15 protein-coding genes are annotated in these 14,962 nt (G+C 72.9%); 9 read left to right on the plus strand and 6 right to left on the minus strand.

The window, feature by feature from the left end:
• Positions 1-102: 102 nt before the first annotated feature.
• From C1I95_RS10690 to mutM, 6 genes are all read left to right on the plus strand, one after another.
• Entirely contained in the window at positions 103-600 is a 498-nt protein-coding gene (locus tag C1I95_RS10690; RefSeq protein ID WP_111213642.1) for an SPFH domain-containing protein, read from the plus strand.
• A 109-nt stretch (positions 601-709) separates the two neighbouring features.
• Positions 710-1,273, plus strand: a complete 564-nt coding sequence (locus C1I95_RS10695; RefSeq protein WP_111213643.1) for a YceD family protein — start codon at positions 710-712, stop codon at positions 1,271-1,273.
• 5 nt (positions 1,274-1,278) lie between these two features.
• Positions 1,279-1,452, plus strand: a complete 174-nt coding sequence (rpmF, locus tag C1I95_RS10700; RefSeq protein ID WP_091435485.1) for a 50S ribosomal protein L32 — start codon at positions 1,279-1,281, stop codon at positions 1,450-1,452.
• 129 nt (positions 1,453-1,581) lie between these two features.
• A complete protein-coding gene (locus C1I95_RS10705; RefSeq protein WP_233513504.1) occupies positions 1,582-2,535 on the plus strand; it encodes a phosphate acyltransferase PlsX in 954 nt (317 codons plus the stop codon).
• The gene (rnc, locus tag C1I95_RS10710) at positions 2,532-3,353 is read left to right on the plus strand and encodes a ribonuclease III (protein ID WP_233513491.1); all 822 of its coding nucleotides are present in this window, start codon (positions 2,532-2,534) and stop codon (positions 3,351-3,353) included. Before C1I95_RS10705 ends, rnc begins: the two co-directional genes overlap by 4 nt.
• The gene (mutM, locus tag C1I95_RS10715; protein WP_111213645.1) at positions 3,346-4,203 is read left to right on the plus strand and encodes a bifunctional DNA-formamidopyrimidine glycosylase/DNA-(apurinic or apyrimidinic site) lyase; all 858 of its coding nucleotides are present in this window, start codon (positions 3,346-3,348) and stop codon (positions 4,201-4,203) included. The genes rnc and mutM overlap by 8 nt, the downstream gene beginning before the upstream one ends.
• A gap of 3 nt (positions 4,204-4,206) precedes the next feature.
• Here the strand turns inward: mutM and C1I95_RS10720 are convergent, their stop codons facing one another.
• Positions 4,207-5,046 (minus strand): endo alpha-1,4 polygalactosaminidase, encoded by an 840-nt coding sequence (locus C1I95_RS10720; protein WP_111213663.1) that lies wholly within the window; start codon positions 5,044-5,046, stop codon positions 4,207-4,209.
• 142 nt (positions 5,047-5,188) lie between these two features.
• A complete protein-coding gene (locus C1I95_RS10725; protein WP_111213646.1) occupies positions 5,189-6,586 on the minus strand; it encodes a CAP domain-containing protein in 1,398 nt (465 codons plus the stop codon).
• Between the two features lie 371 nt (positions 6,587-6,957).
• Between C1I95_RS10725 and C1I95_RS10730 the strand changes: the two genes are divergently transcribed.
• The 3 genes from C1I95_RS10730 to C1I95_RS10740 all read left to right on the plus strand — a co-directional run bounded on the left by C1I95_RS10730 (position 6,958) and on the right by C1I95_RS10740 (position 11,630).
• Positions 6,958-7,152, plus strand: coding sequence for a hypothetical protein (locus tag C1I95_RS10730; protein ID WP_111213647.1), 195 nt, complete (start codon positions 6,958-6,960; stop codon positions 7,150-7,152).
• Positions 7,153-7,395: 243 nt separating this feature from the next.
• A complete protein-coding gene (gene smc / locus C1I95_RS10735) occupies positions 7,396-11,010 on the plus strand; it encodes a chromosome segregation protein SMC (RefSeq protein ID WP_111213648.1) in 3,615 nt (1,204 codons plus the stop codon).
• Positions 11,010-11,630, plus strand: coding sequence for an HAD-IA family hydrolase (locus tag C1I95_RS10740; RefSeq protein ID WP_111213649.1), 621 nt, complete (start codon positions 11,010-11,012; stop codon positions 11,628-11,630). The genes smc and C1I95_RS10740 overlap by 1 nt, the downstream gene beginning before the upstream one ends.
• A gap of 97 nt (positions 11,631-11,727) precedes the next feature.
• On the opposite strand, the gene C1I95_RS10745 is transcribed toward C1I95_RS10740, so the two are convergent.
• From C1I95_RS10745 to C1I95_RS10760, 4 genes are all read right to left on the minus strand, one after another.
• On the minus strand, positions 11,728-12,249 hold the full coding sequence (locus C1I95_RS10745) for a DinB family protein (protein WP_111213664.1): 522 nt from the start codon (positions 12,247-12,249) through the stop codon (positions 11,728-11,730).
• A 48-nt stretch (positions 12,250-12,297) separates the two neighbouring features.
• Positions 12,298-12,789 carry a universal stress protein gene (locus C1I95_RS10750; RefSeq protein ID WP_111213650.1) on the minus strand — a complete coding sequence of 164 codons (492 nt, stop codon included), beginning with the start codon at positions 12,787-12,789 and terminating at the stop codon, positions 12,298-12,300.
• 4 nt (positions 12,790-12,793) lie between these two features.
• Complete coding sequence (locus C1I95_RS10755; protein WP_111213651.1) at positions 12,794-14,407, minus strand: MDR family MFS transporter; 1,614 nt, start codon at positions 14,405-14,407, stop codon at positions 12,794-12,796.
• A 111-nt stretch (positions 14,408-14,518) separates the two neighbouring features.
• Entirely contained in the window at positions 14,519-14,959 is a 441-nt protein-coding gene (locus C1I95_RS10760) for a MarR family winged helix-turn-helix transcriptional regulator (protein WP_233513501.1), read from the minus strand.
• Positions 14,960-14,962 lie beyond the last annotated feature (3 nt).

Consider the following 14,962-nt stretch of genomic DNA (forward strand, 5'->3'; position numbering starts at 1 on the left):
GGGTGTGGGTGGAGTGGGGACGACATCATTGGTTGAAGCGGGAACCCGGCCGCAGCCCGCATGATGTAGGTCGGCCCGACGAACGACAGGAGTGAGGTACCGGTGGACCCGCTCGACCGCATCGACGAACTGATCGCCATGGTGGAGCAGGCGCGCTCCGTCCCGATGTCGCGCAACAACTGCATGGTCGACCGGGGCGAGATGATCGCGGCCCTCGACGAACTGCGCGTCGAGCTGCCCGCCGACCTGCGCCGGGCCGCCGCCCTGTTGGACGAGCGGGACAAGATCATGGAGGCCGGTAAGCGGGAGGCCGACCGGATCATCAGTGAGGGTGAGGCGGAACACGCCCGCCTGGTCTCGGTGAACGAGATCACCGTCTCCGCCGAGCACGAGGGTGCCCGGATCATCGCCGAGGCCCGGGCCGAGGCGCAGCGCCTGCGCGAGGAGGTCGACGACTACGTCGACACCGCGCTGGCCAACTTCGAGCAGTTCCTCACCCGGGCGCTGGCCTCCATCGAACGCGGGCGGGACAAGATGCACGCGCTGCGGGAGATCGGCACCTTCGCCGGCGACGAGGCGGAGCGCCCACTCCCCTTCTGAGCAGCGTCCCCCTAACCGCCGGCCGGGGTCCGGCCAGGCCCCGGTTCGACGCTGGGGTGCTGGTCCAGGTAACCTCGTATGTCGGCCTCTCACCGGCCGGAGTCTGACTATGCCCAAGCACACACCCACTTCACTCGACCCCAGGTCGCCGCTGGTCCTCGACACGAGGGAGCTACCGCGCCGGCCTGGTGCGTTGCGTACCGTCAAACGGGTGGTACCGGCGCCGTCGGACCTCGGCGTGGAGTTGATCGGCGTGCCGGAGGGCGCTGGCCTCGACCTCGATCTGCGGATGGAGTCGGTGTCCGAGGGCGTGCTCGTCTCGGGGACCGTCAGCGGTCCGATCCGGGGCGAGTGCGGGCGCTGCCTGCGCGAGATCAACGACTCGGTGACGGTGACCATCCAGGAGCTGTACGCGTACCAGAACAGCACCACGGATGTCACCACCGAGGAGGATGAGGTCGGCCGCATGCAGGGCGACCTGATCGACCTGGAACCGGCGCTGCGGGACGCGGTGGTGCTCGCACTGCCGACCAACCCGCTCTGCCGGGAGGACTGCCCGGGCTTGTGCCCCGACTGCGGGGTGCACTTGGACGATCTGCCGGCCGATCACAGCCACCAGCAGATCGACCCGCGTTGGGCGGGCCTGTCGCAACTGACCCGTACAGAGGAGTAAGAACCGTGGCCGTCCCCAAGCGCAAGATGTCGCGCAGCAACACCCGGTCCCGCCGGGCGAACTGGAAGGCCGCGGCGGTCGCGACCGTGGCCTGCCCGCAGTGCAAGTCCGCGAAGCTGCCGCACGCAGCCTGCTCCGTCTGCGGCACCTACAACGGCCGCCAGGTCCTCGAGGTCTGACCTGAACGCCGAGTGACGTCTCCGACCACGGGTCGGGCGACGCGCACACCCCGGCGATCGCCCGCTGCTCCCGCCGACGCCGGCCGGCTTTCCCCGGCCGGCGTCGCCAAGGAGCCGGGCACCGCACGGATCGCCGTTGACCTCCTCGGCGGGGACGATGCTCCCGCCGTCGTGGTGGACGGCGCTCTACGGGCGATGCGCGCCGACCCTGACCTGCACCTCCTGCTCGTCGGCCCGACAAAGGTGGCCGGCGAGCTGATTGACGCCCTCGACCCGGCTCAACGGAACCGGGTCACCGTCCGTCCGGCACACACCGCCGTCGACATGGCCGACGATCCCACCGCCGCCCGCGCCGAGTCCACCGTCCGGGCTGCGGCCGCCGCCGTCCGTGCCGGGCAGGCTGACGCGCTGGTCTCCGCCGGGTCCACCGGCGCCACCGTCACCGCCGCCGCGCTCGGCCTCGGCCGTTGGCCCGAGGTCCGGCGGCCGGCACTCGCCGCCGCCCTGCCCGCCCTCTCCGGGCCCGTCGTGCTGCTCGACGTCGGCGGCTCGCTGGAACCGGGTCCGGCGACCCTGGCCCGGCACGCCGTGCTCGGCGCCGCGTACGCCGCGGTCGCGCACGGCCTCGCCGCGCCCCGGGTGGGGCTGCTCTCCGTGGGCACCGAGCCTGGCAAGGGCGACCGGGCCCGCCGGCTGGCCGACCCCGTGCTCAGCACCGTGGCACTGCCCGCCGGCGCCCGCTACGTCGGGCTGGTCGAGGGGTACGACGTCTGCCTCGGCACGCGCGCTGATGTGGTGGTCACCGACGGGTTCACCGGTAACGTGCTGCTCAAGGCCGTCGAGGGCGCGTACGCCATGGCCGGCGGGCCACCGCCCGGCGGGGAGGCACCCCGGGCGGCCGCCCTGCTCGGGGTGGCTGGAACGGTGGTGGTCTGCCACGGAGCCGCCCAGCCCGACGACATCGCCTCCGGCATTGCCCTGGCCGCCCGTCTCTGGCGGCGGAACGCTACCGACCGGGTCGCCGCGCTGCTTGCCGGGGACCGCACCGATCGCACGACCGACACCGAGGTACGTACATCATGAGCAACGACAAGCGACGGCGGCCCTCCATCGGCCATCTGGAGGCGGCCTTCGGCGTCTCACTGGACCCGGAACTGCTGGAGCGGGCGCTCACCCACCGCTCGTACGCCTACGAGAACGGCGGCCTGCCCACCAACGAGCGGCTGGAGTTCCTCGGCGACTCGGTGCTCGGTGTGGTGATCACCACCGCGCTCTTCCACAACCACCCGGACCTGCCCGAGGGGCAGCTGGCCAAGCTGCGGGCCAGCGTGGTCAACATGCGCGCCCTCGCCGACGTGGCCCGTGGCCTGGGCCCGGAGGGGCTCGGCCAGTATCTGCTGCTGGGCAAGGGTGAGGAGAGCACCGGTGGCCGGGACAAGGCGAGCATCCTCGCCGACACCCTGGAGGCGCTGCTCGGCGCGATCTACCTCCAGTACGGGCTGGACACCGCCGCCATCGTCATCCACCGGCTGTTCGACCCGCTGATGGCCGAGTCGGCCGGCCGGGGCGCCGCGCTGGACTGGAAGACCAGCCTGCAGGAGCTGACGGCCGCGCTCGGTCTCGGTGTTCCGGAGTACCGGATCGAGGGTGCCGGGCCGGACCACCTGAAGACCTTCACCGCCTGGGTGGTGGTCGCCGGCAACCGGTACGGCGGCGCCGACGGGCGGAGCAAGAAGGAGGCCGAGCAGCGGGCGGCGGAGTCCGCGTGGCGGACCCTCACCGAGCAGGCCGAGACGGCTGCCGACGGCTCGGTGGAGGCGGCGGTACAGGTCGACGCGACCGCCGGTGACGGGCACCGCGACCCGGTCGCCGAGGTCCAGGCCGAGGCCGGCCGTGCCTGAGCTGCCGGAGGTGGAGACCGTCCGGCAGGGGTTGGCCCGCTGGGTGATCGGCCGCCGGATCGACTCGGTCGAGGTACGCCACCCCCGGGCGGTCCGCCGGCACGTTCCGGGCGGTGCCCACTTCGCCGACGTCCTGGCCGGCCGGACCGTGCTCGACGCACGCCGGCGCGGCAAGTACCTCTGGTTACCGCTGGACAGCGGCGACGCGGTGGTCGGGCACCTCGGGATGTCCGGTCAGCTGCTCCTGCAACCGGCTGCCACCCCCGACGAGGCGCACCTGCGGGTGCGGTTCCGGTTCACCGACGACGGCCCCGAGCTGCGCTTCGTGGACCAGCGCACGTTCGGCGGGCTGGCGGTGAGCGAGGGCGGTGCCACGCTACCGGCGGAGATCGCGCACATCGCCCGGGACCCGATGGACCCGGAGTTCTCCGAGACGGAGTTCGTCGCCGCGCTGCGTCGGCGGCGTACCGAGGTCAAGCGCGCTCTGCTCGACCAGACGCTGATCTCCGGGGTGGGCAACATCTACGCCGACGAGGCGCTGTGGCGGGCGGGACTGCACGGCGCCCGGCCGACCGACGCGCTGACCGGTCCGGCGGCCCGGCGGCTGCTCGGCCACGTGCGGGACGTGCTCGGTGAGGCGCTCACCGCAGGCGGCACCAGCTTCGACGCCCTCTACGTCAACGTCAACGGCGAGAGCGGCTACTTCGACCGGTCGCTGAACGTGTACGGACGCGAGGGGGAGCCGTGCCGCCGCTGCGGCGCGTCGGTCCGCCGCGAGGCGTTCATGAACCGCTCGTCGTACAGCTGCCCGCGCTGCCAGCCGCGCCCCCGGGGCTTGCTGCGCGGCTGACCGTCACGGCGACGGGCAGGCTAGCCGCCAGGCGTCGAGGGTGCGGTTCTTGCGGATGGAGGCGAACCCGTAGCCGACGCTGGTGACGCAGAAGTCCGTGGTGACGCCGGCGTACTCGACGTGGAACACCGGCTTGCCGGCGTCGGCGAAGGGCAGCAACTTGTCACACTGCGCCAGCCGTACGCACTCCTCGTTGACCGCGAAGTCGAAGTCCGGCGCCAGCGCGGCGACCTGCGGCAGGTCGCCGAGCAGGCCGGGAGAGAGGTCCAGCGAGCGGGCCAGCGCGGCGAGCCGGCGGTTGAACTGCAACTGGTGGTCGAAATCCAGCGGGAAGCCGGAGCGCTGCTGGTAGCCGTCGGCGTCGGCGAGCACCACCGCGCCGAAGCCCTTGCCCCGGCAGAGCCGGAACCGGTCGGCCAGCACCGGTCGCACGGCGTTCCACTGGCGTACGTCCAGCCAGATGCGCCCGGTGCCGTCAGCCGTCGCGCCGAGTGCCTGCGGTGGGTACCGGCTCGCGTCCGGGTCGTCGGGGTGGACCGATCCGACGTACACCTGGCAGATCAGCCGGCGGTCCCGGGATCGCAGCTGGGTGGTCTGCGCCGCGGTCGTGGTGATCGGGTCGAGCACGAACACGTCCGCTTCGACCGCCGGATCCAGCACCCCGGTCAGCTGCCACTGCCACTGCCAGGAGCGGGTGGCGGCGGTCGGCCAGCTGGTCGGCGCGCCGGGCGGGGGCAGGTCGGGCCGGCAGGCGGCCACCGTCACGACCAGCGCGAGCGCCAGGCCGGCCGACAGCGCCCGGCGTACCGCTCGCGCCGGTTGCCCGCCCAGCCCGATCCGCATCGCCAGCTCCGCAGGTCGCGGGACGGCGTTGCGCCGCCCGAGCCGGTACGCCGGCACTGGCGTACCTCACCGGGTCAAACGAGCACAGACCCGACAAGGACTCGCAGTTGGGCGTGCCACAGCTCAACCGCGGCGGCCGGGCTCAGCGTGGCGCGGCGAAGACCTGCGTCCAGTACGGCCCGTTGCTGCTCGCCACGCCGACGCCGATCTCGGTGAATGCGCAGTTCAGGATGTTGGCCCGGTGACCGGGGCTGTTCATCCAGGCGTCCATCACTGCGGCCGGCGTCTTCTGGTTCCAGGCCACGTTCTCGCCGTACGTGCGCCAGACGTACCCGACCCGGTCGATCCGCTCGCCGGGGTCGCTGCCGTCGCTGCCGGTGTGCGACATGTTCCGGTTGTCCGCCTGGTCCTGGCTGTGCCGCTGGGCCGCCGTCATCAGCTTCTCGTCGACGCTCAGCGCGCCACAGCCGGCCTTGGCCCGCTCCGCGTTGGCCAGTTCGACGACCTGCGCTGCTTCCGAGGAGGAGCCGGCGGGCGGGGAGCCGGTGGTCGGGGCGGCGCTGGACGGGGCGGTGGTGGCCGTGGCACCCCGGCTCGGGCTGCCCTGACGTTCGACGCCCTGCCGTGAGGCCGCCGTGCTGCGCGACGGCGCCGGCGTGGGCCTGCTGGTCCGGCTCGGCGACGGCGCTGCGGTGCTGGGGGAGACGCTCGGGCTGGGGCTCGGCTCGTCGAGGGTCTCGACGGGCAGGTTCTGCTCGTCCTCGGCCAGCGCCGGAGCGGTGGCGACGATGCCCTCGCCGGCGGTGGCGTCGGGCCGGGTGTCGTCACCGGGCATCGCCAGGGCCGCGACGCCGACGCTCACCGCGAGGGTGGCCGCCGCGGCGGCGCCGCCGAGCACCAGGGGACGCCGCGAGCGGCGGCGGCCGGTGGCCCGGCTGGCCCGGGTCGCTTCGACGGCGGGTTCGTCGGCTCCGTCACCGCCGTACCGGTCGTGGTTCGGCTGGGCGCACCCGTCCGGCCGGACGTCGCCCGGCGTGCCGTACCACTGGTTCACGGTGTCGTACCGGTCGGGCTCCGGCACGGCGTGCCGTGCGGTCCGGTCCGTGCTGTGCTGGGCGGTCCAGTCCGTGGCGGGGCCGACCGGCGTGGTGGGCTCGTCCACCGACCAGCCGCCGGTGGGCTCGTAGTGTCCGGTTCCCGGCTCGATGGCCCGGTAGTGCTCGCCGGAGTGCCAACCCGCCTCCTCCCGGAAGGAGGCGGGCGAGGTGGTGGGGGCGTCGTGCCGGCCCTGTTCCGCCGGGTACGACGGCTCGGCCGGCGGGTACGCCTCGGCCGCGTGGTACGGGTGTGGGGTACCGGGACGCCACTGCTCGGTCGGCTGGTCCTGGTACCACCCGTCGGACGGGCCCACCGGCTCGTCACCGAACAGGTACGACGAACGTGGCGCCGGTCGGTCGGTCAACCAGGCCGGCTCGTCGGTCGGCGGTTCCGGTCGCCGGGCGTTGCCCGCCGGGTCGATCGGATCGTTCCTGCCGTGCACGCCTGTCGCCTCCACGGGTCGGTTACGGGCCGGGGTGACGCTACGTGGCGGGCCTGAGCAGCGGCAATGTGGCTAAGGAAGAGTTAAGAGGAGGCTGCCCGTCCGGGTGAGGTGTTTCGGTATTTCGGAGCGTAGAGTCGGGGCGTCCGGACAGAGCGTGTCCGCGCCTCGTGGCAGCCCCCGGCGACGGGCCAGGTGGACGTCGAGATGATCTACGGCCTGCGCGAACTTGACGAAGCAGGGGTTTGCGGCTCAATATGGAGATGTCGCCAGTCGCGCCCGGCCATGCCCAGAATTCGCGGGAATGGTAGTCGCGTACACAGGGGCGCGCGTTGGCCGGCCTCTCCGGCAGCGCAAATCAAGGAGTCAAAATGGCGAAGGCCCTCTTTGGCCACGTAGGTGCGGCGCCCGACCGGCGCCTGCTCGACGAGGTCACCCGACTGCGTGCCAGGGTTCAGTCACTGGAGTTCGAGGTCACCCGGCTGCGCGCTGAGAACGATCGGCTCGCGGCGGCTGCGGCAGAGGCGGACGATCTGCTCCGTCTGGCCGAGCCCGCGCTGACCTGACCCACCTGGCCGCCACAACCGAATAGCACCACCGCACCGCAGCGCGCCGACACGATGTGCCGGCGCGCAGTTCTGTGCGTACCCCTTTTTCGGCTGGTCGCGACGGGGTGGGCCGGACGGCGTGCGGCGACCGGCAGGCGGGTCGCGTGGAGCGCTTCGCCCGCTCCCGGGTTAGTCTGCGGGTTTACCAGGGTCCGCGCAGCCGGGCGACGGTACGGCGGCCACCGGACGAGGATCGAGAAGGTGCATCTCAAGAGCCTGACGGTGAAGGGCTTCAAGTCCTTCGCCTCCGCGACGACGCTCAAGCTGGAGCCGGGGATCACCTGCGTGGTGGGCCCGAACGGCTCCGGCAAGTCCAACGTCGTCGACGCCATCGCCTGGGTGCTCGGCGAGCAGGGCGCGAAGGCGCTGCGCGGCGGCAAGATGGAGGACGTCATCTTCGCCGGCACCGCCGGCCGGGCCCCGCTGGGCCGGGCCGAGGTGACCCTCACCATCGACAACACCGACGGCGCCCTGCCGATCGAGTACACCGAGGTGTCCATCACCCGCCGGATGTTCCGCTCCGGCGAGAGCGAATACGAGATCAACGGCGACTCCTGCCGCCTGCTCGACATCCAGGAGCTGCTGTCGGACTCCGGCATCGGCCGGGAGATGCACATCATCGTCGGGCAGGGCCGGCTCGACGGCATGCTGCACGCCAAGCCGGAGGACCGGCGGGCGTTCATCGAGGAGGCGGCCGGCGTCCTCAAGCACCGCAAGCGCAAGGAAAAGGCGCTGCGCAAGCTCGACGCGATGCAGACCAACCTCAACCGGCTCACCGACCTCACCGCCGAGCTGCGTCGCCAGCTCAAGCCGCTCGGCCGGCAGGCCGAGGTGGCCCGGCGGGCCGCCGTGATCCAGGCCAACCTGCGCGACGCCCGGCTGCGACTGCTCGCCGACGACCTGGCCACCCTGCGCACCACGCTGGACAAGGAGATCGCCGACGAGACGGCGCTGCGTCACCGGCGTGAGCAGGTGGAGACCGAGCACGCCGAGGTGCAGGCCCGCCTCGGTGAGCTGGAGGCGGCGCTGGCCGAGGACGCCCCGCTGCTGGCCGCCGCACAGGACACCTGGTACAAGCTCTCCGCGTTGCAGGAGCGGTTCCGCTCGATCGAGCAACTCGCGGTGGAGCGGCTGCGACACCTGAGCGCCACGCCGGACGACGAGCGCCCGGGCCGCGACCCGGAGCAGCTGGAGGCCGAGGCTGAGCGGATCCGCGAGCAGGAGGAGGAGCTGCGCGGGGCGCTCACCGACGACCAGATCCGCCTGGCCGAGGCGGTGGAGCACCGCCAGGAGCTGGAACGGCAGCTGGCCGCCGCGGAGCGGGAGCTGGTCGCCGCCGCGAAGGCCATCGCCGACCGGCGGGAAGGGCTGGCCCGGCTGACCGGGCAGGTCAACTCCGCTCGGGCGCGGACCACCAGCGCGGGGGAGGAGATCGAGCGGCTCGCCGCCGCGCACACCGACGCGCTGGCCCGGGCCGAGCGGGCGCAGGCCGAGCTGGACGCGGTCGCCGAGCAGTCCACCGAGGCGGACCGCGACAACGCCGATCTGGACGCCCGGCACGCCGAGGCGGTCGCCGCCCAGGAGAAGGCGCAGGCGACGGTCCGGTCCCTGTCCGACGCCGAGCGGACGGCCGAGAAGGACGCCGCCACCTGGAAGGCCCGCGAGGAGGCGCTCGCGCTCGGCCTGCGTCGTAAGGACGGCGCCGGCGCGTTGCTGGCCCGCGCCGACCAGGTGCCCGGCCTGCTGGGCAGCCTCGCCGGCCTGCTCACCGTCGCGCCCGGCCACGAGGCGGCGCTCGCCGCGGCGCTGGGTGGCCTGGCCGACGCGGTGGCGGTCACCGGCGTGGACGAGGCGGTCGAGGCGATGCGGCTGCTGAAGATCTCCGACGCCGGGCGTGCCGGGCTGCTGGTCGGCAGCCCCGCCGGGCCGGGGATGGCCGGCTCGGCCGACGCGTTGCGCCCGAAGCTGCCCGATGCCGCGCACTGGGCTCCCGACCTGGTCGACTGCGATGCCCAGATCCGCCCGGCGGTGCACCGGGCGCTGCGCGACGTGGTGCTGGTCGACGACCTCGCCACCGCCGCCGAGGTGGTCGCCGGCAACCCCGAGTTGCGGGCGGTCACCCGGGAGGGGGACGTGGTCGGGGCGTACGCGGCGGCCGGCGGGTCGGCGAAGGCACCCAGTTACATCGAGGTGCAGGCGGCGGTCGAGGAGGCCCGGACCAACCGGCTCGCCGCCGAGCGGACCAGCGCCGAACTGCGCGAGCAGCTGGTCGACGCCCGGTCCGCCGCGGCCGAAGCCAAGGAGACGGTGCAGCACGCCGCCGCGGCCAAGCGGGAGGCGGAGAGTCACCGCAACGCCGCCGCCCGCCGGTTGGCCGAGCTGGGCGCTGCCGCCCGGTCGGCGAAGGCGGAGACCGACCGCCTCGGTGAGTCGCGGGCCCGCGCCGAGGCGGCCCGGGAACGGGACCTCACCGCCCTGGCCGAGCTGGCGGAGCGGCTGCGGCTGGCCGAGGCGACGCCGATCGACGCCGAGCCCTCCACCGACGAGCGCGATCAGCTCGCCGCCATGGTGCCGCAGGCCCGGCAGAACGAGATGGAGGTCCGGCTCGCGGTGCGTACCGCCGAGGAGCGGGTGGCCTCCATCGCCGGGCGGGCCGACTCGCTGCGCCGGCAGGCCACAGCCGAACGCGCCGCCCGGGAACGGGCCGCGGCCCGGCGGGCGGCGCGAACCCGTGGCGCCGGCATCGCCCGGGCCGTCGCCGGTGGCGCGCGGGAGGCGCTGACCCGGCTGGCCACCAGCATCGCCCAGGCCGAGGAGCACCGCGACGCGGTGGCCCGGGAACGGGCCACTCGCGAGGCGGAGCTGCAGGAGGTGCGGGCCGCCGCCAAACGGTTCGGCGTGGAGCTGGAGCGGCTGACCAGTCAGGTGCACCGGGACGAGGTCGCCCGCGCCGAGCAGCGGCTGCGCATCGAGCAGCTGGAGGCCAAGGCCGCCGAGGACTTCGGGCTGACGGTGGAGACGCTCATCGCCGAGTACGGTCCGGACCAGCCGGTGCCGCCGACCGAGGCGGAGGTGGCCGCCGCGGAACGCGACGGCCTGCCGGTGCCCGAACCGGTCCGCTACGAACGGCCGGTGCAGGAGAAGCGGGCCGCCAAGGCCGAGCGGGAACTCGTCCTGCTCGGCAAGGTCAACCCTCTCGCGCTGGAGGAGTTCGCCGCGCTGGAGGAGCGATACAAGTTCCTCTCCGAACAGCTGGAGGACCTCAAGGCGACCCGGCGCGACCTGCTCACCGTGGTCAAGGACGTCGACGACCGGATTCTGGAGGTCTTCGCCAGCGCCTTCGCCGACACCGCCCGGGAGTTCGAGCAGGTCTTCACCGTGCTGTTCCCCGGCGGCGAGGGCCGGTTGATCCTCACCGACCCGGACGACCTGCTCACCACCGGCGTCGAGGTCGAGGCCCGCCCGCCCGGCAAGAAGATCAAGCGGCTGTCGCTGCTCTCCGGCGGCGAGCGGTCCCTGACCGCGGTGGCGATGCTGGTGGCGATCTTCCGCGCCCGACCCAGCCCGTTCTACATCATGGACGAGGTCGAGGCGGCCCTCGACGACGTCAACCTGGGCCGGCTGATCACCCTGCTCGCGCAGTTGCGGGAGAAGAGTCAGCTGATCGTCATCACGCACCAGAAGCGCACCATGGAGATCGCCGACGCGCTGTACGGCGTCACCATGCGTGGCGGGGTGACCCAGGTGATCAGCCAACGGCTCAACCGGGCCGACGAAGACGACGAGCGGCGCAGCCGCGGCGAGGAGAACGGGTAGTGGCTCGGGAACGCGCGACGGCGCTCCTGGTGGATTTCGACGGCGTACTTCGTCGGTGGGACCCGGCGGTCGCCGCTGAGGTGGAGCGGGAGTACGGCCTCTCCTCCGGCGTGCTCGGCGAGATCGCCGAGTCCTGGGGGCTGCTCCAGCCGGTGCTGACCGGCCGGGTCAGCCATGCCGAGTGGGTGTCGAGTGTCGCCGACGCGCTGACCCCCTCGGTGGGCGACCCGACGCGGGCCCGAGCCGCCGTGGAGCAGTGGCAGCGGTACCGCGGTGAGGTCGACCCGGAGGTGCTGGCGTTCATCCGCGAGGTGCGGGCCGCCGGCATCCGGGTCGGGCTCGGCACCAACGCGACCGACCTGCTCGACGCCGACCTGGCCGCGCTCGACCTCACCGGCGAGCTGGACGTGGTGGTCAACTCCTCGGTCATCGGGGTGCACAAGCCGGCCAAGGAGTACTTCCAGGCCGCCTGCGCGGCGCTGGACACCCCGCCGGCCCGGGTGCTCTTCGTCGACGACGAGGACCGGGCGATCAGCGGCGCCCGGGTGGCGGGGCTGTCGGCGCACCGGTGGAGCGGCCCGCCCGACCTGCGCTACCTGCGGGCGGCGCTGGCGTTCTGAGCGCGGCCTCGCCGGGCGATTGCGGCTTGTGCGCGGCCTCGCCGGCCGGCTGCGGCTTGGGCGCGGCCTTGCCGGCCGGCTGCGGCCGGACCGGCGGTCACTCGCCGGTGACGCCGTCGATGCGCTCGCGGATCAGATCGGCGTGCCCGTTGTGCCGGGCGTACTCCTCGATCATGTGGCAGTAGACCCAGCGCAGGTTGAACGTCCGCTGCTTCGGGCCGACCTCGGTGAAGGTCTCGTCCAGGGATCGGCCGGCGACGGCGGTGCGGGCCAGCTCCACCTGCTGGTGGTAGGTGGCGAAGTCGGCCTCGGCGTTGGCGGTGCTGACGTCGAAGTCGGCGTCCGGATCTTCCTCGGTGAAGTAGGCGTAGTCGACCCGTTCGCCGAGGAAGTTCTCCCGGAACCACCAGGCTTCCACCTCGGCCATGTGCCGGACCAGTCCGAGCAGGGTGAGCCCGGACGGCTCGACGCTGGCGGTCTTCAGCTGCTCGGCGGTCAGGCCCGCGCATTTGAGCAGCAGGGTCTGCCGGTGGTAGTCGAGCCAGCCCGCCAGCATGGTGCGCTCGTCGCCGACACAGGGCTCAGGGGTCCGGTTGATCTCCGGTGCTCTCCAGGTCATGCCCGCCATCCTGGACCGCAGATCTGACAACCGGCGACAGGTTTTCGCTCAGGGCACCACGACCACGGGCCAGCGGCCGGTGCGGACCAGGCGGGTGGCGACCGAGCCGACCAGGCGATGCCCGGCCTGCTCGGACGAGCCCACCACGACCAGGTCCGCCCGGGTCTCGTCGGCCGCGGCGCACAGTTCGGTGTACGCGTCGCCGCGCCGGCACAGGAAGGTCACCGGCACGCCCAGCTCGTCGGCGCCGCGCCGGCATTCCTGGCGCAGGTCCTCGGCCAGTTCGTCGTGGGTCTGCTGCACGGCACCGGCCACCACGCCCGAGATCATCGAGGCGTAGCCGGCCGGCGAGCTGACGAAGACCACCACCAGCCCGGCGCCCTGACGACGGGCCAGCCCGGCGGCGTACGCGGCGGCGCGCAGCGACGTCCGGCTGCCGTCGACGCCGACCAGGACCACCCGGGGCCCGTCGGTGCCTCGCTCGTACGGCAGCGGGCGGGCCTGTGGGCCGTACTGCTCGCGGTCGACCGGGCTGCTCATCGGGTCAGTCCCGGCCGGTGCGGATCACGGCGGCACCGCCACCCGCGGCCACGGTCGATTCCTGCTCGACCTCGTCGGCGAGCGGGCCGCCGGTGTGCCGCAGCAGCGGCACCTCCTTGATGAAGAGGACCGCGATCAGGGCGATCAGCCCGAACGGCGCGGCGGCCAGGAAGATGTCCCCGGCTCCGTGCCCGTACGCGGCCTCCACCACCGCCCGGATCGGGGCGGGCAGGGTGTGCACGTCCGGCAGGGTGCCGCCGCTGCCGGACGTGGTCGGGATGCCGAGCGCGGCCAGTCCGTCGGCGAGGTACTGCTTGACGTTGTGGCCGAGCAGCGCACCCAGCGCGCTGACGCCGACCGCGCCGCCGAGGCTGCGGAAGAAGGCCACCACCGAGCTGGCCGCGCCGAGTTCGTGCGCGCCAACGGTGTTCTGCACGGCGAGTACCAGGTTCTGCATGGTCATGCCCACACCGATGCCGACCAGCGCCATGAAGATGGCGAGCCGCCAGTACGGGGTGTCCGCCCGCAGCGTGCCCATCAGTGCGAAACCGGCGGTGAGCAGGGCCGACCCGGCGACCAGGTAGCGCTTCCAGCGTCCGGTGCTGGTGATGAGCCGACCGACGACCGTGGAGGAGACCAGCAGGCCGAGGATCATCGGCAGGGTCATCAGGCCGGACATGGTCGGGCTCACCCCCCGGCTGATCTGGAAGTACTGGCCGAGGAAGACCGAGGCGCCGAACATGGCGATGCCGACCGCGATGCTGGCCAGCACCGAGAGGGTGATGGTGCGGTTGCGGAACAGTCGTGGCGGGATCAGCGGCTCGCTGGCCCGGGTCTCCACCCGGATCGCGGCGGCCCCGAGCAGCAGCGCGCCGCCCACCATGACCGCGCTCTGGCCGGAGAGCCAGTCGAACCTGTTGCCGGCGAGCGAGACCCAGATCAGCAGCAGCGACACGGCGGCGGTGATCAGCGTGGCACCCCACCAGTCGATCTTCACCTTGCGCTTGACCACCGGCAGGTTGAGGGTCTTCTGGAGCACGATCAGGGCGAGGACCGCGAACGGGACGCCCACGTAGAAGCACCAGCGCCAGCCGAGCCAGGAGGTGTCGACGATGACGCCGCCGATCAGCGGGCCGCCGATGGTGCCGACGGCCATCACCGCGCCGAGGTAGCCGCTGTACCGGCCGCGCTCGCGGGGCGCGATCATCGTCGCCATGATCACCTGAGCCAGCGCGGTGAGACCGCCGGCGCCGACGCCCTGGAGCACCCGGCAGGCGATCAGCTGCCCGGTGGACTGGGAGAGCCCGGCCAGCACGGAGCCGAGGACGAACACCGCCAGGGCGGCCTGGACCAGCACCTTCTTGCTGGTCAGGTCGGCGAGCTTGCCCCAGAGCGGGGTGGTCGCGGTGGTCGCCAGCAGCGTCGAGGTGACCACCCAGGTGTACGCGGACTGGGTGCCGTGCAGTTCGGTGATGATCCGGGGCAGCGCGTTCGCGACGACCGTGCCGGACAGGATCGCGACGAACATGCCCAGCAGCAGGCCGGAGAGGGCTTCCAGGGTCTGCCGGTGGGTCATGTTGGCGGTGGTCGCCCGGGTGGGCGCGGTCACCTGCGTCATCGGGGGTGCCTCCGAATGGAGTCGAGAGTTGTTGCTTGGGGCAACACTAGGACTTGGTTGCCCCAAGCAACAACTTGCCGTAGTGGCCGACCTATTCCGCATCCGCTCAGGTCAGCCCCAGGCGTCGTTGAAGCGCCGCATCAGCCGCGCGAAGTCCTCGACGTCCTGCCGTGGCCAGCTCTCCAGGGCCCGGCGGATCTGCCCGAGGCGCGACGCCCGGGCGGCGTCGAACCGGCGCTGCCCCTCCTCGGTCAGGCTGAGCTGGGCGGCCCGCCGGTCGCTCGGGTCGGGATCGCGCCGGACCAGCCCGAGGCTCTCCAGGCTGTGGATCTGCCGGCTGAGCGTGCCCTTGCCGATGCCGAGCCGGGTGGCCAGGTCGGTGAGGCGGATCGCGCCGGAGCGACGCAACCAGAGCAGCAGCCCGTACGTGTTCGGCTCCAGGTCGGGGTGCACCTCGCTGGCGATCTCCCAGGAGATCGCGCGCCCACGGCGCAGCAGTGCGGTCAGCTCGTGCTCGACCTCGCGCAGGCTCTCCGGCAACTGCTCGTCCACTCG

Source organism: Micromonospora craterilacus (assembly GCF_003236315.1).
Lineage (GTDB): Bacteria > Actinomycetota > Actinomycetes > Mycobacteriales > Micromonosporaceae > Micromonospora > Micromonospora craterilacus.